Consider the following 21573-nt stretch of genomic DNA (forward strand, 5'->3'; position numbering starts at 1 on the left):
TGTATAATTATATAATCATTTTATGAATTTTTTAAGCGATATTCGTCTTCCAATTATGATTTTGGCTCCAATGGAAGATGTAACTGATACTGTTTTTAGGAATTTAATTCATTTAATAGGAAATGGGAAGCATGAGCCTGACATTTATTTTACTGAATTTATTTCTGCAGTAGGACTTTTGAATGGATCTAAGCAATCAATGCAGCATATTTTGACAAGGAATGATGAGCTTAGTCGTCCCTTAATTGCTCAAATTTGGGGCAAGAAGCCAGATGAGTTTGTCAAAGCAATAGAAGTTTTAAGTGATTTAGGGTTTTGGGGTATTGATCTTAATATGGGATGTCCTAAGAAGAAGATAGTTAAGAAAGGAGTTTGTTCTGCTTTAATTGAGAATAAATCCTTGGCCCGTGAGATAGTCATGGCAAGTAAAGAGACATGCTTAAGATTTGGATTGCCTATTAGCGTTAAAACAAGACATGGATTTTTTTGCTCTGAAGTTGAGGATTGGTTGGGGTTTCTATTGGGATTAGGTATTGATATGTTGACAGTGCATCCGAGGCTTGCTATCAATCAAAGTGAAGGGCTTATAGATATGAATGTGTTTGATAAGGTTGTTAAACTGAGAGACAAAATCAATCCTTCTACATTAATTATTGGAAATGGAGATATTTTAACTTTAGATCATGCGGATCAAATTATAAGGGATTATTCTATTGATGGAGTCATGTTTGGGCGTGGAATTTTTAAGAATTTAAACTTATTTAAAAAAGGTTCGCCCAACTTTTTGAGTAATAATTTAAATTTTAGATTAGATATATTAAAATTTCATATAAAAGACTTTCATACTACTTGGAGCTTTACTAAGGATTTTAATAAACTTAAAAAATACTTCAAGATTTATTTTAATGAAAATGAAAGACATAGTGAATATTTTCGTAATATTATGAATTCAAGCAGTTATGATGAACTTTTTACAAATCTAGATCGAATGGATAGTATAGGAGATTAACTTAGGCGATGAGTAGTGAGCTTTCAAAAAATTATGATCCTAAGAGTTTTGAAGATAAAATTTATAGGAAATGGTTAAATAATGGTGTATTTCGTTCGGGTAATAGCTTTGAATTGAAGAAATTTAGTATGATAGCACCTCCACCCAATGTTACAGGTATTCTTCATATGGGGCATGCTCTTAATTTTACTCTGCAAGATATTCTTGTTCGCTACAAGAGAATGAAGGGAAATGATACTCTTTGGCTTTTTGGAACAGATCATGCTGGAATTGCAACTCAAACGGTTTTTGAAAGGCAGCTTAAAGAGATTGGTAAAAGTAAGGATGATTTTAGTCGTGAAGAATTTATTGGTGAAATTTTTAAGTTAACAGATAGACATAGAGAAATTATTGTCAATCAAATAGAAAGGCTCGGAGCTTCCTATGACCATTCTAGAGAAAGATTTACCCTTGATGGTGAGCTTTGTCAAGCCGTTAATAAGGTTTTTATTGACTTATATAATAAGGGCTTAATTTATAAGGGAGAATATCTTGTAAACCTTGATCCTGGATCTGGAAGTGTTGTTAGTGATGAGGAAGTTGAACATAAGGAAGTTATTGGAAAAATTTATTTTATTAAATATTTGTTAGATGATAATAATTTTATTGAAGTGGCAACTACTAGACCTGAAACGATGTTTGGAGATGTGGCTGTTGCTGTTAACCCTAATGATAATCGATATAAATCTTTAATTGGCAGAGAGGTTAGTGTTCCTATTGCAAATAGAAAAGTTAAGATAATAGCGGATAGTTATGTTGATATGGAATTTGGTAGTGGTGCTTTAAAAATAACACCTGCGCATGATCTCAATGACTTCGAAATTTCAAAAAGGCATGACATCCTCAAAATAAATATTTTGACTAGAGATGCAAAACTTAATGAAAATGTTCCGATTGAATATCAGGGTTTAAGTGTCAGTGCTGCAAGAATCAAGATAGAAAAAGATTTAAAAGATCAAGGGTTTTTAATAGACATTAAGAGGCATAAACATCAGGTTGGACATTGCCATAGATCGGGAGAGGTTGTTGAGCCTTATTTATCAAACCAGTGGTTTGTAAAGATGAAACCTTTGGCTGAGAATGCTTTAAAGGCTTTAGAAGAGAGTAAAATTAGGTTTTATCCTAAAAAGTGGGAGAATACATATAAGCATTGGTTGTCAAATATTAGAGATTGGTGCATATCTAGGCAGTTAGTTTGGGGACACAGAATTCCTGCATGGTATGATATTAAGACAGGAGAGGTTGTTGTTAGTGAGCTCGATCCGTCTTTAAGTGAGGAGTATAGGGGTAGGAATTTTACCAGAGATCCGGATGTTCTTGATACTTGGTTTTCTTCTTGGTTATGGCCATTCTCTTCTCTTGGGTGGCCAGAAGGTACCCTTGACTTTAAAAATTATTACCCTACAAATACTTTAATTACTGCTTATGACATAATATTTTTTTGGGTAGCAAGGATGGTAATGGCAGGTCTTGAGTTTACAGGACAAGTACCTTTTAAGAATATATACATAACGCCTCTTTTAAGAGATAAACAAGGTAGAAAAATGTCAAAATCTTTAGGTAATGGAATAGATCCTCTTGAAATTATTAATGAGTATGGAAGTGATGCTTTGCGTTTTACTCTTTCTTTTTTATCTGTACAAGGTCAGGATTTAAATATTGATACTAAAGATTTTATGTTTGGCGCTAAGTTTATGAACAAAGTATTTAATGCATCTAAATTTATTTTATCAAACTTAAAGGGTAGAGTGATATTAGACAGATTAATTTTAGACGATATCGATAAATGGTTGCTTACAAGTTTAAACTCAACTATTGCTTCTCTAGATTGGGCTTTTAAAAATTATAAGTACAATGAGGCTACAAGGGCAGTGTATGAATTCTTTTGGAATGATTTTTGTGATTGGTATATTGAAATTAGTAAGATTAATTTAAATAGTAACGATACTAATCTTCAAAGTATGACTATTTCTAAGTTGATATTTTTCTTGAAAGAATCTTTACTCATTATGCATCCCTTTGCACCCTTTATTACCGAAGAGATTTATGCTAAACTTCCGTGTTCAGAAGGCATATTAGCTTTAGCAAAGTATCCTGAGGGTATGACTCAGAGATATTTTAAGAAAGAGTTTGAAAGTTTTAATTTATTTAAAGATTTTATTATATCTATTAGAACTCTTAGGAGTGAATTTAATATAGTTCCTAATATTAAGATTAATGTTGGCTTGAAGTTTGATAATACGTTTAAATGTGACAGATATTTTAAGGAGCATGAGAAGATTGCAAAGAAGCTTATTAATTTTGATTGCATATTTTACAATGAAAGTTATGAAAATATGATAGGTGTGCCTGGCGTTGGTTTTGAAAGTTTTGCAGACATTAAGAGTTTGATAGATACTGACAAAGAGCTATTAAGGCTTGCTAAGCAACTAGAAAAATATGAGAGACTTAAAGGTACAACTTTGGTGAAACTTAAAAATCAGAACTTTTTATCAAATGCACCTAGTGAGATTGTTGACTTCGAGAAATCAAAATTATCAGAATTTGATTCTTTTATTTCAAAAATTAATAATTATCTTGATAATTTAAGAAAATAATGGAAGTGTCCTCAAGTGAAAATATTCATATCTCTGAATATTATTTTCATTACTTTATTTCAGTCATTTAATAGAGATAAGAATATATTCATTAAAGTTTTCTTCACTCTAATTTTTGCAGTGGGATGCTTCATTGAATATGCGTTTTATATTGTGCATGCTATTCCTTAGAAGTGGAGTATCTTAGAGATTTAAGTGATATTTCATTGAAATATATTTGTATGTCTGCGTAAAGATTGTTGACAAGATTTTTTTGGGATTTAAATTTTAATATGTTCTTTTAATAATCATTCAAGCCATAATCTAAAGTGTTGTATTACGGCTCTTCTGCAAATTGTAGACACTTGTTTTGCTTTGGTATAACAGTATTTGACTCTTACTGGTATAGATGCAAAAGGATCAGCTTTGTTAGTTTTGATTAATTTAAATTTAGGATTTTATTTTTCTAGCTCAATTAAATAGGGGCTAAGCACTTTTTATACACTTAAGCATTCGGATATCTATTTTATTTAGCAGTTTAACATTATTTTTAATCTTCATTTTCTCCCTCCTTATTAATTCTTATCTCAAATTTTATTTAAGTAATTGATTGACTATTCCTTGTGAGCTTTTATCATGTGTCTTTTGTTGTTGAATCCTTTTGCTCTAGAATAATGAAAATTTGCAAGTTTTAATCCGTCTTTTACAATTCTGGCTGAAGAGAATGTTGAAAGTTTTGTTCCAATTTTGCTCTTTTTTGAAATGAGCATAAATATTTCATGACTCCACATTCTGGGATTTTTACTCGGACTAAATCCGTCTAGAAACCAGTAATCTATATATTGAGGAATCTCTTTAAGTTTTTCCTTAGCATCTCCAACTAAGATTTTTAGATTAACATTATCTGTTATTTTTAACTTTATATTCTTTTTTGGGGTATTTGGGTAGTTTTTAAGTAATATTTTAAAATAACACATCTCTTTGCTAAACGATTTCGATATTTGTTTGATTTTCTCTTTTCCTAATGGAAATTTTTCAATGGAGTAATAATTAATCCTTGTTTTGATGTTATTTTCTTTTAGATGTTTTAAAAGTGCTATAAGATTAAGTCCAGTACCGAACCCCAATTCGGCAATTGTTGCACTTTGTAGACACTCAAGTTCTGTGTCTAAGTTACAACCTTTAATGAATACATAAACACTTTCTTCAAGTCCGTATTTTGGATCATAATAGATATCTCCGAATTTACTTGAATATATAGTTTTACCCTTAAATATTAACTTACGCATTTGTTAGTTTATGCATAAAATACTTGCAGCCTAAAAGCAGCTATCGCTTCTAAAATCGATAGCAATACCACCTCGCAGCAACCTTAGACTGGATTTGTTTGATTAAAATAATATAGGTATAAACTCATAAAGCTTTTATTTTAAATAAGCTTTAAAGGTTTTTGTCTTAAAGAAACTAAGACCTACGCTTAGTTTCTTTTTATTCTTCTATGACTGCTATGATCTCTTTTGCTTTCAAGATTAAGTGTTCCTTATCCTCAATTTTTACAGCAGCACCAGCATATTTTTCATAAAGCACGGTATCCCCAACCTTAACAGTAATTTCTTCTTTGTTAGAGCCAATGGCTATAACTGTTCCAATGTTTGTTTTTTCTTTTGCATTCTCAGGTATAAATAACCCCGAGATTGTTTTACTCTCAGCTTCTTTTATTTTTATTAAGACTCTATCAGCTAAAGGTTTAATATTTTTCATTTTCAAACATCTCCTTAATTTGATAATATAAATATACGCAAAAATGAAGTATTAAGTCAATATATTTGGATAATACTTGAAACTTCGTCTAATTTTAAAGATAATTCTTTTAATAAGATATCAAGTTTAGGTGGAGATAGTTTGATAGCAGTAAGTAATTTAGAGGTTGCATTTGGAGAGAGAGTTTTATTCAAAGATGTTAATGTTAAGTTTTCTTCTGGGAATTGTTATGGAATAATTGGGGCTAATGGTGCTGGCAAGAGCACATTTTTGAAAGTTTTAGGCGGAACAATTGAGTCTAGCAAAGGCGAGGTGTCAATTCCTAAAAATCAAAGGATGGCTGTCCTTGAGCAAAATCAATTTGCTTATGATAATTTTAGGGTCATTGATACTGTGATCATGGGACATAAGAAGCTTTATGCTGTCCAGAAGGAAAAAGATGAAATTTATGAGAAGCCTGATTTTAGTGATGAGGATGGAATTAGAGCTGGAGAACTTGAGGCTGAATTTGCTGACCTTGGAGGTTATGAGGCCGAGTCTGAGGCTGCGGTACTACTTAAGGGCTTAGGCATAGAGGAGGCTATGCACGGTAGTTTGATGAGAGATGTTGAGGGGGCATTGAAGGTGAGAGTACTCTTGGCACAGGCTCTTTTTGGGGATCCTGATATTTTGCTTCTTGATGAGCCTACTAATAACCTTGATATTCAATCAATTAAATGGTTAGAGGAATTTTTGATCAATTTTGAAAATACGGTTATTGTTGTATCACATGATAGACACTTTTTAAATCAAGTATGTACTCATATTGTTGATATTGATTATGGGAAAATTCAAGTTTATCTTGGCAATTATGATTTTTGGTATGAAACCAGTCAAATTCTTAATAGGCAGTTAAAAGATGCCAAGAAAAGATCTGAAGAAAAAATTGCCGAACTTAAGACTTTTATTCAAAGATTTTCAAGTAATGCATCAAAATCTAGACAAGCAACTTCAAGAAAGAAATTAATTGATAAGATTAAAATTGAAGACTTAAAGCCTTCTTCAAGAAAATTCCCTTATGTTAACTTTAAGAGTGAAAGAGAGCTTGGAAAAAATGTTATTACAATTAAGAATTTAGTTAAAGAATTTGAAGGACAATATATTCTAAACAAGTTTAACATTGTAATAGAACCGAGCCAAAGGGTTGTGTTTTTAGGTAGTCCAATCTCAGCAAGTGCTCTTTTTGACATAATTACCAATGAAGATAGAGATTATAAAGGACATTATGAATGGGGTGCTACAGTTAATTTTGCTTATTTTAATAAAGATAATGAGAAATATTTTAGTTCAGATTTAAGTCTGGTAGATTGGTTAAGACAGTATTCAAAAGAGCAGGACGAGACGTATATTAGAGGATTTTTAGGGAGAATGCTTTTTAGTCAAGATGAGGCTTTAAAAAAGGTTAATGTTCTATCAGGGGGTGAAAAGGTAAGGTGCATGCTTTCAAAGATAATGCTTAGTGGGGCTAATGTGTTATTATTGGATCAGCCAACTAATCATTTAGACCTTGAAGCGATTACATCTCTTAATACTGGATTGCAAGATTTTAAAGGTGTTGTATTGTTTACATCCCATGATCATCAGTTTATTGATACCATTGCTGATAGGATTATTGAATTTACTCCAAATGGAATAATTGATCGTTACATGACTTTTTCAGAGTATATTGATGACTCTAAAGTTAAAGACTTACGAGATAAGCTTTATGAAGGACATGCTAGCTTGAAACTTTAATTAAGTTTTTAATCACTGCAGGATATTTATAGTTTTGAAGATAAGTTTTTATATTTTTATGTTTCTAAGCATTTGTTTTCCTCTTTCAGCAAATGTTAATCTTTATTTTCAGAGAGCTTTGACAGGGAAAGTGATAGGAAATCCTATCCTTGATGAAAGGCGTAATACTATTACTGTGTTGACAAAAGATAAGTGGCTGACAACTTATACTATGTCTTTAGAGAAAAAGTATTCTTACAGATTAAATAGGATTCCTTATCCCTATCTTTTAAAGGATTTTGATAATGGATATTATGTTATTACAGGTCGTAATGAAGTCCACAAAATTAGAAGGGGAAAACTTATTTGGAAGTATAAACTGAATTCTTCTCCTATTAAAGCACCCTCAATAGGCAATGGTTATATTTTAATCCCTCAGCTTGATGGGAGGGTTATTGCTTTAAATCTTGGAACTGGTCAAAAAGTTTTTGAGATAGATATGGGAGAAAAGGCTACGACTTCTTCTGTTGTTCTTGAAAATGGTAATTTTTATATTGCAAGTGAAAATAATACAATATTTGCTTTTAATTCTCTAGGAGAGGAAATGTGGAGTGATGGCCTTATATCTACTCCTAATGTATTGATGATCAATACTAATGATGAGATAATTGTTGGGCATCAATCTGGTCATGTTGTTGCTTATCGTAGTGATGTTGGCAAGGTTTCAGGATCTGTTAAATTAGACTATCCTGTTAATTTTTTATTTGAAAAATTTAATGGCGAATATATTGTAGTATCTGATGTTGGAGTTTTTTCAAATTTAAGTAGAGATCTTGAAATTAGATTTTCTGAAAACTTGAGCTTCGATGTTAAAGAAGCTGTCCTTTATAATAATAAAAATCTTTTCATTGCCATAAAACCAAATGGAATTTTATCTCTTGATGAGTATTTCAGACCGATTGATAGATATGATAATATGGAAGGGATATCAGGACTTAGTGCTAATATTGGAATAATTACTACAGGTGGTCTTAATTGGATACTAACGACTTATTATTATAAATATGAAGATGAACTTGATGTTAAAACTTGGAATCATACATTAGGTAATAGATATCATCAAAATAGAATAGACTTTAGAGAAAAATCTTTATTATATCATGAAGAAATTTATTTATCTCTTGATGAGACGTTAAATTCTGTATACAGTAGGGAAGCATATGAGAAATTTTTAAATATACTAGAGTCTTTGGTAATCAGATATGGCACTTTACCTAAGAAGTATTTAGATCTATATAAAAAAGCTCTAATTAATTGGCTTTTGCCAAGAGATGGAATTGATAGAATAGCTCAAAGAGGGGAGCTTTATAAATATTTCATGTATGTTGATGATGAATCTGCAGTTAAAAGCTTTATAAACATGGCAATTAAGGAAAAGAATATCAGTAATATAATTAGATTAGTTAAAAGTATTGCGCAATTTGAAGACTATCATGGGCAAGATGACCTTGTGTATAACTATATGCAATATGTGATATTAAATTATCAGGGGAATTTAGACATAGCTTATGCCGTTCTTCTAAACTTGCGCAAGATAATTTTGAGCTCTACAAAGGATAATCTTAAAATTTATAAGGGTAAGTATTTAACTTTATTGAAGTTTATCAGACGCCAAAATTTTTCTGAGAAAATTAATCAATATATTAACGAAATTATTGCAACTCTTTAACACATTCTATGTTAAGATTTATTAAATATAGTTTGTGTTGCATTGGACTTGAGATTTAAATTTATGCTGATTTAGTTCATAATAGAATTATAATTAAGCATAGGAGAATTTTTGTTATGAAAAGAATATGGATAATTGGTGTTTCGTTGTTTGTTCTCTTAAATATTTTTACTCTTCATGCTAGAGAACTTGACAAGAAGAGATTAAAAGATTTTGTTGATATGGATCTTGAATTTGTTAATTATAGGGGTCCTTATGAGGCTACAAATACATATAGGGAAATAGTAGGAATTGGTGAATTTTTGGCTAGAAATTTAACTGATAACAAGTCAAATTATTATAACAAATATTATGTTAATAGATACATTGATGATAAGGATGTGAAGAGTAGTACGGATGTTTTCCTTATTGGAGAGAGATCTGCTCTTGATAGTATTTTAAACCTTAGAAGAATACTTACAGGATATTTTATGGAGGCTTTTAAGTACGATAGGGATAGTGCGGAATTACTTGCTAAAGCTATTACGATATACAATGCTGTTTACCGAGGTGATTTGAATTATTATAGTAGTGCTTATATTCAGGCTGCAGTTGAGGATACAAGTAAAGAGAATGTGGGACTCTCTAGGGTTTATAGTCAATGGACTGGGAAGACTCATATTTTCATTCCTCTTAAAAGAGATATTTTATCAGGGGATATTGAATCGGATATTGATCTTGACAGAATAGTTACAGATAAGGTGATAGAATCTCTTTTAAATGAAAATGCAGGCGGTACAGACTTTGCAAGGGACCTTACAGATATTCAGGATGAAGGCCATGGTATGGATCAGGGTAGGATCGATTTTGAGTCTGATACTTTGGAGAGCATTGATGATGGATTACGGGATACTATTGATAACTTAAGAGAGCAACTTGAGAAAGCTACTGATGAGGAGAAGGCAGATATTCAGAAGCAAATTGAAGATAAGCGAGCTGAGAAAGAGGTGCAGGAGAAGAAGGCTAGGGAGCTTGAGGAGTCTCAGAAGAAATTAGATGATGCTCAAGATAAATTAGACATTCAAAGAGATGTGGTTAAAGATAAAATGCAAGAAAATTTTGATAAAGGCAATAGAGATAAGAATTTACCAGAACCCGGTGAGATAAGTTCTCCGAAAGTAGATAAAAAATTGGAGTTAACTGAAGCAGTTGAAGATTTAGAAGAGCAACTTGAGAAAGCTACTGATGAGGAGAAGGCAGATATTCAGAAGCAAATTGAAGATAAGCGAGCTGAGAAAGAGGTGCAGGAGAAGAAGGCTAGGGAGCTTGAGGAGTCTCAGAAGAAATTAGATGATGCTCAAGATAAATTAGACATTCAAAGAGATGTGGTTAAAGATAAAATGCAAGAAAATTTTGATAAAGGCAATAGAGATAAGAATTTACCAGAACCCGGTGAGATAAGTTCTCCGAAAGTAGATAAAAAATTGGAGTTAACTGAAGCAATTGAAGATGATGATAAGTCACCAAGTAGTACTGATGTTGCTCAAGGTTCTGACAGGCAGTCGTTAGATTCTAAAGAGCAAGGGCAGGTGGGTGATGTAGGTAAATCTGCTAAGGATGAAAAACGTAAATCTGTGTTTTTAGAAGTACTTAATCCGAGCACAAATTTAGGTGTACTTCAATTTATTGATTCAGATGGAAATAAGTTGGAAGAGGCTTCTCAATATGGTATTAGACGGTACGGAATTTATGAAAGGTCTGATGATTTAGTAGCTATCAAGCTTTGTTCGGGTATTGCAAAGCTTCAGGTGCTTAATAAGTTAGAAAACTTAAAAGTTGAATCAGAGTCAGAATTTGAGTTAAGCAGGGATTCTTCTCTTTTTGTTGATGAGAAAATGATTTTGGTAGTAGTTAAGGATAATAACGCTTGGAAATTAGCAAAGTTTTCTTCAAAGAACTTAAGTGATTTTATTCTATCAGAGAATGAAGTCTTGCCATTTACAAGTTTCACTGTTAAGGACGGATATGTTTATTTACAAGATACATCTAAAAGGGTCATTACTTTAGATCTTGATACTTTAAAGAAGGTATCTTGAATTATTTATTTTTGTTAAATATATGTGGAGATGTAGAAAGGCAGAGCTTCGCTCTGCCTTTCTTACTAAAATCGGGACGGTGGGATTCGAACTCACGATCCCCTGCTCCCAAAGCAGGTGCCTTAGCCACTAGGCCACGTCCCGATATAACGCGCCAATTAGGACTCGAACCTAAAACCTACAGATTAGAAGTCTGTTGCTCTATCCAATTGAGCTATTGGCGCCTTTAAACCTAAAACTGAGTATATCATGTTGAAAAAACCTTGTCAATAAAAACATTTGTTACTTTATTTTATTAATATTTTGCATGTTTTATAATTCTTTTATGATTAATCTTGACTTAATTGTAGATGAAGCTATATCTAGATACCCAAATGTTAAGCCTTTCCTAAATTTTGGAAATAATTATGAACTTTTAATAATGGTAATTTTGAGTGCAAGGACAACTGATAACATGGTTAATAAAATTGCACCTGAGCTTTTTAAAAGGTATAAAGATTTCAAGAAGTTAGCAGATGCTGATTTAGTAGAGGTTGAGAGATTAATTTATAAGTTGGGATTTCATGCAAACAAATCTAGAAACATTGTCAATTGTTCGCAAATGATTTTAAAGAATTTTAAAGGTATTATTCCAGATAATATCGAAGATCTTATATCTCTTCCAGGGGTAGGTAGAAAAACAGCTAATGTTATTCTTGGCATTGTTTATGATAAGCCTGCGATAATTGTAGATACTCATTTTAGTAGGGTTGTGCTTAGGCATGAAATTACACACGAGAGAACACCTTTTAAAATTGAGTTAGATTTAAAAAGTAGAATATCCCCTGAGAAGCAATATAGGTTTTCTATGGCTATTAATAAACATGGAAGAGATATTTGCACCTCGCGTAGTAAAAATTGTAATAATTGTTTTTTAGAAAGATTTGCACCAAGACTTCTTTGATTCAAGTTTATGATGAAATAAAATAGTTCATGTACTTTTTCAGTTTAAAGCTTATTGATGCTAGTATAATGTTAATTATGAGTAATATAATTAAGGGATTTTTCCATATCCAAAAGTATTCTTCTCCCATTTCCATATATCTTAAAAGCTCTGCAAGGCTTGGATAAAATTTTTTATCTTCTTGTTGCAAGTAGTTTATTACTTCAAATTGAGTTAAGCTTTTTGAGATTTGTAGGGGGATTATTGATGATATTGATGAAAAGACTTCTGGGAATATGTGTCGTATTATTATTCTAGATTTAGTTGCTCCCATAGCTCTACTTGCTTTAACGTAATCAAAATTTTTAATAATTATAGTGTTATTTCTTGTTATAAATGAAAATCGGATCCATCCGTGTATTAGGGCTGAAGGGATTGCGACTTCTAGTATATTAAAATTTTCTTTTTGTGCAAAATAGTAAAAAATTAACATTAGGATATAAGTGAATGGCAATGTTTGTATCGCTTCTATTACTTTAGAGATTAGCAAACAAGTTTTAAGTTTTAAGCTTCCGATAATTATTCCTATAAAAATTCCAATTGTTACAGAAATTGCTGCATAGCTAAATGCAAGTAAAATAGAATTTCTAGTTGCAAGTATAAGTCTTGCCATTATATCTCTGCCCATTTTATCCGTTCCTAGAGGATTCTGAGCTGTAGGTGGTTGAGGTAATTTGTTTATTGTTTGAGAGTATATTTTATTTGGATCTTTTTTGTATATTGCGAAGTTTGAGTTTTCGTTAATCATTGTGGGAAGTATTATTAAGAATATAATAAATATTGCTAGTAATGTGATATAGGAGTTGTTCAATTTTTCCATTATTCTAATATGTCCTTATACGGATTAATATTATATATTACAATGTCAGTTATTAAATTTGGTATAAGCATAATAAAAACACCAATAGTTAGCAAATCTCTGTAGAGAACATAATCATTATTTCTTATAGCATTGACTGTTAACGTGCCTATTCCATCAATTCCAAACATTGTCTCAATTAAAGATGCTCCAAAGAAGGCTGTTGCAAGAGTAGGTCTAAGGTGGGTAATTAGTGGGGATAGAGAGGGGATTAAGGCATGGTATAATATTATATGGGATTTTTTTATCCCTTTTGATTTTGCAGTTGTTATGTAAGGCTCAGATAAATTTTTATCAAGGGATTGTTTAAGCATTGTAGCATTAAATATGAAAAATGAGAAAAACCATGCAAATCCACCTATTATTAAATTTTTTGGATTTATGCTTAGATAGTAAAGTAAAGAAATTATTAGAATTACAGTAAGATTTCTTGGTAGTGAATGCAAAAATAACAATATGTGTTCTAAGGCGTTATTTAAAAATTTATTTTTTACAAGTAAAGTCCAAATGACAATAAACAAAATAGCTATTATATAAGACAACATAACACCTGGTATTGATATTTTTAAGGTATTCTTTATTTTACTAAAAATAACGGTCATTGTTGACTTTCCTTCTGTTAGTGGGGAGTAGTAAGGTGTTCCCCATATCAATCCTTTATATTTTGTTTTATATACTATGTATGAACTGCCTGCGATGTGTTTAGCGAAGTAATCTTTGCTTAGAGGTACATTTGGGTCAAAATCGTGTACTAATTTGTAGCTTTCAATGCTTTTAAGTATTCCAATATATTCTAGATATTTTCTGAATACATTTTTTTGAATAAATGGGATATTTGAATTGTTGTCAGAGAATGTATTTAACAATAATATACATAAAAATATGGATATAATAGCATTAATGAACATAAAGAATATGTTTTTTAAAATAAAGGTAGCTATAATTTACCTTCTCTGATAAGTATTTTTGATTTGGTCTAAATAACCTAATACGAAATAAACAATAAGAGATATTACTGTGGATATTAAGTAAAAATTTTTATCTATGCTTTTATTTTTTGATGCGTTTTGTATCTTTAAAATACTTCCTTGATAGTAATTTTCAATCTTATTAAGATTTTTTATTACTATGGATCCTTTGGGATAATATCCTATCTTACTTGCTTCTCTTAAGATTTCAGGTTTAGATACCTGTAAGTTAATATACTTTGTTTGTAGGGTTTTTTGGATTTCTTTTAATTTTTGGATATGATTTTTCATTAAAATTAAATTGCTATTCAATTCTTTGTAGCTCACAACTCCTCTTTCTCCGAATATTGGTGTGATTATGAAGTAACTTATTAGTCCTGCATAAATGGACAACATAATTTTTTTCATCAAAAACATATTATATTGTAATTATATTCTTAATATACTATATTTACAAATATATTAGTACAGGTTATGCATAAATGGGATTAAGGAGCTCTGGAGAGTAAGTTTTAGTATGGCGGATTATAAAAATGCTTTTTTTATCAAGGAAGGACCTAAAGAAGTTGATTTTGATATGGATCGTATATTTTTGCAACGTTCAGTTGGTGGCAGAATTATTTCTTTACGTTCTGAGGAGATCAAAGAACTTTTAGATGAAAAATTATTAAAATTTGATGATGCCTTAAAGAAAAGACATGGTGAGTTAGTGGATTATTTAAGAGAGGTTGATACTCGCATTTCAAGAGTTGAAGAGGAAATACTTAATCGCAATTTGAAATCTAGAGCCTTTGATAATCCTAATTTGAAGGTACTTGAAGATTTTATAACTTCTCAGAATGAACTTGATATTAAAGTTCATGAGGCTAATGAAGTAACTCCAAGGAAAGAAAATAATTTGCCAAATATTGCAATTGATCAGGAAGAACTAGATGCTTTACTTGAAGGACTCAATGAAATTTCAAAAGATAACAAAGAAAGTTCTAATGGTAGTAATAATTTGGATGAAGATATTTCTCTTGAAGAGTTTGCTGGGAGTGATCTCAATACAGCAGATATTGATGCCAGTTATGAAGTAACTCCAAGGAGAGAAAATAATATTTCTAATGTTGATAATACTTTAGCTAGCAAAGAGGATGTAGAAGTATTAGATGTTGATTTTGAGTCATTGACGAATGAGGATATATTAGCAAAGTCTTCTTTGGTTGCTTTAGAAGATGTCGCTGAAAATGATAGTGAAGTTTTCAATTTAATTGAAAACTTCGATGGTGATGAAGGGTTGGTAGATGTTATTGGTGATGAGAAGATAGTTAATAGGATTTCAGATAATATTTCCCTTGATGGATCTGGTACAAAGGAAGTTATACGGGAAGAAAATGTTGAATTTTCTAAGGAGAATAACCTAGAGGTCCTTGATAACTCATTAGAGATAAATGAAGTTTCAGGGTTTGGTGAAAATTTGGAAACTTCAAATAATGAAGAGCGTGAAGGGAGAAGTGAGGAATTAAACAGTGTGAGTGAAGTGTCTGATCATGAAATTGATAATTTCGATATAAATGTAGATTATGATTCACTTTTAAGCAAAGAAAATGATGGAGATGCTAGTAGTGTTTTGAGTCAAGAACAGGGAGATGGTGGTATTTCTTCTGGTTTTAAAAAGCTTGACGATTTTGAAGACGTGTTAAAGACGGATTTGAATTGTGCAGATTTGCAAGATTGTATTCAAGAATTTGAAGAGGGGAATCTTTATGATAATGGATTAAGGAATTTAGAGGAAAAGTTAGAGCAGGGTGAAAGATTGGGATCATATTCTTCAGTTTCAAGAGAAGAAACTGAAGATATTAGAGATGATAATGATTTTCATGATCTTAGTTTTGCTGATATTGATACGATAGTAAATAAATTTGATGATAATGAATATTTAAGTAGAATTGAGTTGAGTGATGAAGAGCGGATTGTATTGGTTAGATTTATTGGTAAACTGGAAAGTGAGCTTGCAACTAGTCCTAAGGGCAATAATTTTAAAGTTAAGCGAGAATATGAGATTTTGCGAAAAATTAAGCGTTTATTAGTAAGAGAGTAGGATTATTTGGTTAATAAGATACTATTTTTTATTTTTTATTACATCAATTTTATTTTTATTTTTAACTTTTTTTTATTTTGTTAGCAAATTTTTAAGTCAGATTGGTTTTGATCTTGATGATTTGATAGATGATATAAAGATACATAATGTAAGATTTTTTAGAGATTTAGATTTGGAAAATTATTTTGATAAAACTTTCGGTGAAGATGATTTAGTTAGTTCTTATTATTTATTTTCAGCAGTTAATGGGGTTTTGGTTTATAAGTCAAAAGATGATATGATTTATAGATCCTCAGATAAATTAGAACCAGTTCTTTTGCAGAATAGCATATTTGTAAAAAAATTTAAGGTTAATTTTGGATTAAGCAATGATTTTATTAGTTTAGTTGTATATTATAATATCCTGCCAAAAAGCAGGATATTATATATTTTAAATTCTTATCTTTTCTTAATATCTCTTTTCTATGTATACTTTTCTCTTTTTGTCTTATATTGCATATATAGAGATACTAATGATCGTGATCATGGGGGTGGGGGTGGTCGTGATGATGATCGTGGTCATGATCATGTGCGTTGTGTAGAGAGCCTTCATTAGGATAGCTATCTTTTATATTTTTCTCTAAATTGAATACATCGAAGAAAGCCCATTTAGTAGTGATATGGTAATATATATCATTATCTTTTTTCATTAAGATGTTACTATCTTTTTCATTTTTGTTAAGATAAATATCAATATTATTTACGCTTTTGTTGTTCCATGTGAGCTCTATATTGTATTGGAGCCTATAGTCATTGATTTTAAGTGTATCTATTTCAAATCCGTCTGTCGAGAATTCTTGGATTGTTTGCAAGAGTCTTTCCTTGTGTAATACTTCTTGATTGAAAAAATAAAGACCATCCTTAGTAGATATATTATAGTCATTTTGTATTGCATCTTCTTCATCTTTATTTGGCTTTTTGAGTACTTTTAAGATTAAGCTTTCTAGCTTTGTGTTTTCTTCTCTGTTACTGAAAAGTTTAGTATTGGCAAAGGTATTGTAAGAATTGCCTTTGTATGATAAAAAGATGTTATTTGTTAAATATACATTATCATTATTACTTTTGATATAAGCTAATCGAGTATCACCTTCTCCTGGATTTCCAATAAATATTTCTGTAAGTAGGTTATTTTTGTCATCGAATAGTTTAAAATCTGGATTTTCTTTTATGCCAAGTTCTTTATGTATCTTTGGATCTCTACTTACAAGTTTGTTTTTTTGCAACTTCTCTAAAGCTTGAATCATAGAGCTTACTCTTCGCTCATCAATTGGAAGATTGATGTTATTGTAGGTAAGTTCCCATCCTTTTCCTGATTTTGTGATTGTTCCTTCAAGTTCTGTTTCAATTTTTGCGATTTTGTTGAAGTCAATTGCAAAAAAAGGTTCTTGTAGAAGCTTTGCAACTTGATTTTCATTTGAGAATAATATTCCTAAGAAAAATGTAGATGTTAATATTATAATCATTATTATTTTTATGTTTTCTTTTTTTCCCAACAATAGTTCTTTATTATTCATAAACTCTCCCTTATTAGTTAATTCTTCTTTTTTTTGTAAATCTTATAAGCCCAAATATTATTATTGCTATTGGCAATATGATTAAATTGATGATTATTAATGAAAATTTTGCATTTAGCATTTCTTGTGAAGAGTTTGCAAATTTTAACTTAGATCGTACTTCTCTTGATTTAATATTGAAGAATGCTTCTTTTTGCATCAAGTAATCTGACATTCGTCCAGCAAGTTCAAAGTTTGAAGGCGAACCATTATACATGTAATCACTGAATATCATGTTCGAGCCTAGTAAAATGATTTTTGAATTTTCAGATTTTTTGTCTTTGTATAGACTTTTGATTTTTCCTTCAACGAAATACCCAAGAATTTTTTGCTTAGCATCTTTATCGAAGGTTTTTGGGACATCAAAAGAATGCATAGCTATGCTTGAGATATTTTCATCGCTAACTTGCCAAGATTCTTTAGAGCTTACAAATAAGGGCAAATATTTTATGTCACTTTCTTTATTATCTACAAGTTCTAGTGAATTGCTCCAAGGAATAATTGCGTCATAAAAATTTTTAAGTAGGGGATTTTCTGGATCTATGATATTACTTTTGTCGATTAATATCCATGGGTAGTAAACTTGAAAGTATCCCCCTAAGAAAAGATTAGGAGCTCTTTTATCAAGGATAATATTTTCATTATATTTAATTCCGTAGCTTTCAATTAAATTGAAAAATTCAGATTTAATTGGATTTGTTGTATAAGGACTTTGAGGGTTATAGTCAATTTTGCTCGTAGCAAATAATACTTTTCCGTTATTTATAATGAATTCGTCAATTTTTTTGATCGATTCCCCACTTAGTTCTTTAGCACCGATTATAAATAATCCATTTATATCTTCTAGTAATTCCTTGTCAAGGTTGATTTCTTTAACCTCGGTTTTGAAACCTTTCTTCATTATTTCTATGAAACCTTTATGAGCCTCTTTTAGTGATGCATCCCCAAATACAAGTCCTAGAACTTTTTTTGTATTATTTACTAGCTTGTCTAGACTGCTTGCAAGTTCATATTCTAAGTTTCCAATCTCAGTCACTACAGGGAGCACCTCGCGTTTTCCTTCATAAATTATTTCAATTCCTGAATATATTTTAAGTATGGAGAGTTGATTGATATCCCTTAAATCAATTTGTTGAGATGGAATTCCGATTTGTTCTAGAGGAGTGGTTGATCTATCAGCATCTATTTCTCTGTAAATTACTTTCCCTTTTGAGGCATCAGAGAAGGTTGTGAGGAAGTTTTTTATTTGTTCTGGGAATGCAAAATAGTTTCCAAGACTTGCAGAGTTGTAGTAGGTAATGTATATCTTTTCATTTGCATTGACAAATAAATCTTTTGTAACTTTAGAAATTGTAAAAGCTTTATTTTTAGTAAAATCTATTTTGTAAATGAAAATAGATATGTTGCAAAGAACCAGAAATATTATTGCAAGGTTTAAAGTTAAATTTAAAATATCGTTATGTTTATTTTTCATAAAGTAATTATCTCCATTTGTTTAATCTTATGCTATATGAACTTAACATTAAAAATGTAACTGAAAATGTAATAAAGTAAATAAGATCTGACAAATTTAATATCCCCATATTAAAGTAGCTGAAGTGATTATTGATTGAGATAAAGTTAAGGATCTCACCAACTATATTTTCTTTTCCAAATATCATTATTAGCTTTCCTGAAAATATTATGAGTATTAGAATGAATACAGTTATTATATAAGATACTATTTGACTCTTAGTAAGAGAAGATATGAATACACCCATGCTAAGCACGGAGCAAGAATAAAGGATTATCCCTAAATATTGAAGGAAGACTATCCCAAGGTCAAATTCACCCATAAAAATTGTTGTTATTGTAAGTGGCAGTGTGAGTGAGAAGAGTATTAATGTAAATATTTTAAGTGTAATAAATTTTCCAATTACTACTTCTTGAGGATTTATCGGTAGTGCATAGATTAATTCAATGCTTCCTGTTTTATGTTCCTCTGAGAATACACCCATACTAAGAGCTGGTAGAACAAACATTAAAATAATTGGCATTGATGAGAAGTAGGACATTAGTGAGGCATTATCTTTAATAAAAAATCCTGATAAGAAAATAAAAGAAAAATTTACAAATATTAGGAAAAATAACATTACAACATATGCGGTCGGTGTGCCAAATAAAACTTTTAATTCTTTTTTTGATAAAATTAATGATTGTCTTAAGTCTATTTTCATTGTTTTCTCTCCTTTGTTAGTTTGCTAAATATTTTTTCTAAGCTTTCATGTTTTGGAATCATTGCTTTAAGTATTATGCCTTTACTTACAATGTAATTAAAGAGTTCTTTTTCAGTTTTATCAGGAGCAAGTTTTAATGAAATATTTATTTCTCCTTCATACTCCTCTGTATTGATTAAGGTAAATATATCATTGTTACTAAAGTAGTCTTTTTTCATACCAGGATCTTTGTAAATAGTTAGATCTATCTCAGTTTCTTTAAGCCTGTTTCTAGATATATTTTCCTTAGTATCATCGGCAATAATTTCACCGTCATTAATAATAATGATTCTTTTACAAATTGACTCAACTTCACTTAAAATATGAGAAGAAAACAGTATTGTACTAGTTTTCTCAAGTTCTTTTAAAAATTCTTTAAACTCAATAATTTGATTGGGGTCAAGGCCATTTGTGGGTTCATCAAGTATTACGAGTTTGGGATTATTTATTAAAGCTCCAGCTATTCCTACTCTTTGCCTAAATCCTTTTGACAACTCTGATATTAGTTTATTTTTAACACTTTCAAGTTTAAAAATAGCTATTGCCTTGTTTATTTCTTTTTTGGGAGTCTGTACACCTTTAATCTCTGAGATGAAATTTAAATATTCCTTAACAGATAGTTCAGGATAAAGAGCTAGTTTCTCAGGTATGTATCCCACGTCTTGCAGTATTTCTTTTGAATTTTCTGTTATATCTTTTCCAAAGATTTCTACATTACCCTTGTTAGGATAGTGAAAAGATGTTAGAATTTTGATTAATGTCGATTTTCCTGCACCATTTGGGCCCAGTATACCAAGTACCTCTCCTTCGTTAACATTAAAGCTAACATTAAAGAGAGCTGTAAATGAACCATATTTTTTAGTGACATTTTTTACGTTTATCATATATGTCTCCTTAGATATTAATATTTTATAATAAATTTATCTTTATCCGCTTCAAGTCTCATGCCATCTTTTGTTAAAAATATTTCACCGTTTGGATATTCCTGTTGTGCTTCATTTAGGAGCTCACATAAATCTTTGTTTAGTGTATATCTTTCACTAAAATGAATCAAACCTGTTTGGCTAACTTTTGCCCTTTTTACAATTGTTGCTGCTGATTTTGCTGTCAAGTGTAGTTTCTTTTCAGCTTCTTTTTTTAAGTCGTTTTTAAATGTACTCTCAATTATTACTAGATTAAAGTTTTTAATGTATGTGATTAGATCTTCAAAGTAAGCCGTGTCTGTAATGTATGCAAATTTTAAACCCTTTTGAGGCTCATCTAGTATTTCAGAGGGCAATATTCGCCTTTCATTGAGTATTACTTCGCATCCGTTTTGTAATTTTTTTCTAATAGGACCTTTTGGGATATTGAGACTTTCTGCTTTTTGGCTGTCAAATTTTCCAGGCTTATCTTTTTCTATAAATAGATATCCGACACAATCTACTGAATGTTTTAGTCTTCTGTATTCGATTCTTTTTTTGTTATCTTCATATAGAATTTCGTTTGTTTTATTGAGTAGTATTTCTTTATATATTATTTCATAGTTTTTATGTACTCGCAAAAGTTCGATGTTTGTTTCTAAATATCTTTTAATCCCGATAGGGCCAATGACTATTAGGGGATCTTTTCTTGTCTCACCGCTTTGCGCCATCAGCATTATTATTCCAAGTAGACCTGTGATATGGTCTGCATGTAAATGTGTGATACAAATTATTTTGATTTTTTGCCATGATATTTTTTGTTTTCTCAGAGACATTTGAGTAGCCTCACCGCAATCAAAGAGAAAACTTTCTCCATGGTGCTCTATTAGAACAGAAGTTAAGTATCTATTGTGAAGCGGCCTTGTTCCCCCTGTGCCAAGAATATTAATATTGAAATTCAAAAATACTCTCCCAATGCTTTTTTGTTTTC

At 30.6% G+C, this 21573-nt stretch carries 18 protein-coding genes and 2 tRNA genes; 8 read left to right on the plus strand and 12 right to left on the minus strand.

Annotated features, from left to right (window positions below):
* Positions 1-22 precede the first annotated feature (22 nt).
* Both CR532_RS03875 and valS read left to right on the plus strand, forming a co-directional pair.
* The gene (locus CR532_RS03875) at positions 23-1009 is read left to right on the plus strand and encodes a tRNA dihydrouridine synthase (protein WP_108729488.1); all 987 of its coding nucleotides are present in this window, start codon (positions 23-25) and stop codon (positions 1007-1009) included.
* Positions 1010-1017: 8 nt separating this feature from the next.
* A complete protein-coding gene (valS, locus tag CR532_RS03880; protein WP_108729489.1) occupies positions 1018-3645 on the plus strand; it encodes a valine--tRNA ligase in 2628 nt (875 codons plus the stop codon).
* A gap of 593 nt (positions 3646-4238) precedes the next feature.
* On the opposite strand, the gene mnmC2 is transcribed toward valS, so the two are convergent.
* Together mnmC2 and groES are read right to left on the minus strand one after the other, a co-directional pair.
* A complete protein-coding gene (gene mnmC2, locus CR532_RS03885; RefSeq protein WP_108729490.1) occupies positions 4239-4913 on the minus strand; it encodes a tRNA (5-methylaminomethyl-2-thiouridine)(34)-methyltransferase MnmC2 in 675 nt (224 codons plus the stop codon).
* A 199-nt stretch (positions 4914-5112) separates the two neighbouring features.
* Positions 5113-5385 carry a co-chaperone GroES gene (gene groES / locus CR532_RS03890; RefSeq protein WP_108729491.1) on the minus strand — a complete coding sequence of 91 codons (273 nt, stop codon included), beginning with the start codon at positions 5383-5385 and terminating at the stop codon, positions 5113-5115.
* 141 nt (positions 5386-5526) lie between these two features.
* Between groES and CR532_RS03895 the strand changes: the two genes are divergently transcribed.
* The 3 genes from CR532_RS03895 (at position 5527) to CR532_RS03905 (ending at position 10941) form a co-directional block, all read left to right on the plus strand.
* Positions 5527-7158, plus strand: a complete 1632-nt coding sequence (locus CR532_RS03895) for an ABC-F family ATP-binding cassette domain-containing protein (RefSeq protein ID WP_108729492.1) — start codon at positions 5527-5529, stop codon at positions 7156-7158.
* A 34-nt stretch (positions 7159-7192) separates the two neighbouring features.
* Positions 7193-8866 (plus strand): outer membrane protein assembly factor BamB family protein, encoded by a 1674-nt coding sequence (locus CR532_RS03900; RefSeq protein WP_375537732.1) that lies wholly within the window; start codon positions 7193-7195, stop codon positions 8864-8866.
* Positions 8867-8982: 116 nt separating this feature from the next.
* Positions 8983-10941, plus strand: a complete 1959-nt coding sequence (locus CR532_RS03905) for a P83/100 family protein (RefSeq protein WP_108729494.1) — start codon at positions 8983-8985, stop codon at positions 10939-10941.
* Between the two features lie 71 nt (positions 10942-11012).
* On the opposite strand, the gene CR532_RS03910 is transcribed toward CR532_RS03905, so the two are convergent.
* Together CR532_RS03910 and CR532_RS03915 are read right to left on the minus strand one after the other, a co-directional pair.
* A tRNA-Pro gene (locus CR532_RS03910) sits at positions 11013-11085 on the minus strand.
* Between the two features lie 6 nt (positions 11086-11091).
* Positions 11092-11165: transfer RNA gene (locus CR532_RS03915), tRNA-Arg, on the minus strand.
* An 83-nt stretch (positions 11166-11248) separates the two neighbouring features.
* Here CR532_RS03915 and CR532_RS03920 point away from each other — a divergent pair.
* On the plus strand, positions 11249-11884 hold the full coding sequence (locus CR532_RS03920; protein WP_199911309.1) for an endonuclease III domain-containing protein: 636 nt from the start codon (positions 11249-11251) through the stop codon (positions 11882-11884).
* 7 nt (positions 11885-11891) lie between these two features.
* On the opposite strand, the gene CR532_RS03925 is transcribed toward CR532_RS03920, so the two are convergent.
* From CR532_RS03925 to CR532_RS03935, 3 genes are read right to left on the minus strand one after another with little or no spacing between them, the layout of a single operon-like run.
* Complete coding sequence (locus tag CR532_RS03925) at positions 11892-12743, minus strand: ABC transporter permease subunit (RefSeq protein WP_108729496.1); 852 nt, start codon at positions 12741-12743, stop codon at positions 11892-11894.
* On the minus strand, positions 12743-13723 hold the full coding sequence (locus CR532_RS03930) for an ABC transporter permease subunit (protein ID WP_199911328.1): 981 nt from the start codon (positions 13721-13723) through the stop codon (positions 12743-12745). Before CR532_RS03930 ends, CR532_RS03925 begins: the two co-directional genes overlap by 1 nt.
* 3 nt (positions 13724-13726) lie before the next feature.
* Entirely contained in the window at positions 13727-14167 is a 441-nt protein-coding gene (locus CR532_RS03935; RefSeq protein ID WP_108729498.1) for a septum formation initiator family protein, read from the minus strand.
* Positions 14168-14267: 100 nt separating this feature from the next.
* On the opposite strand from CR532_RS03935, the gene CR532_RS03940 reads away from it, so the two are divergent.
* Positions 14268-15833, plus strand: a complete 1566-nt coding sequence (locus tag CR532_RS03940) for a hypothetical protein (RefSeq protein WP_108729499.1) — start codon at positions 14268-14270, stop codon at positions 15831-15833.
* 121 nt (positions 15834-15954) lie between these two features.
* Positions 15955-16428, plus strand: coding sequence for a hypothetical protein (locus CR532_RS03945; RefSeq protein ID WP_108729500.1), 474 nt, complete (start codon positions 15955-15957; stop codon positions 16426-16428).
* Here the strand turns inward: CR532_RS03945 and CR532_RS03950 are convergent.
* From CR532_RS03950 to CR532_RS03970, 5 genes are read right to left on the minus strand one after another with little or no spacing between them, the layout of a single operon-like run.
* Complete coding sequence (locus CR532_RS03950; protein ID WP_108729501.1) at positions 16343-17386, minus strand: DUF4340 domain-containing protein; 1044 nt, start codon at positions 17384-17386, stop codon at positions 16343-16345. The genes CR532_RS03945 and CR532_RS03950 overlap by 86 nt on opposite strands.
* 13 nt (positions 17387-17399) lie before the next feature.
* Positions 17400-18899 carry a GldG family protein gene (locus CR532_RS03955; protein WP_108729502.1) on the minus strand — a complete coding sequence of 500 codons (1500 nt, stop codon included), beginning with the start codon at positions 18897-18899 and terminating at the stop codon, positions 17400-17402.
* 7 nt (positions 18900-18906) lie between these two features.
* Positions 18907-19641 (minus strand): ABC transporter permease, encoded by a 735-nt coding sequence (locus CR532_RS03960; protein ID WP_108729503.1) that lies wholly within the window; start codon positions 19639-19641, stop codon positions 18907-18909.
* On the minus strand, positions 19638-20564 hold the full coding sequence (locus CR532_RS03965; RefSeq protein ID WP_108729504.1) for an ABC transporter ATP-binding protein: 927 nt from the start codon (positions 20562-20564) through the stop codon (positions 19638-19640). Before CR532_RS03965 ends, CR532_RS03960 begins: the two co-directional genes overlap by 4 nt.
* Positions 20565-20581: 17 nt before the next feature.
* Complete coding sequence (locus CR532_RS03970; protein WP_108729505.1) at positions 20582-21544, minus strand: ribonuclease Z; 963 nt, start codon at positions 21542-21544, stop codon at positions 20582-20584.
* Positions 21545-21573: the final 29 nt, after the last annotated feature.

Source organism: Candidatus Borreliella tachyglossi (assembly GCF_003076595.1).
Lineage (GTDB): Bacteria > Spirochaetota > Spirochaetia > Borreliales > Borreliaceae > Borrelia > Borrelia tachyglossi.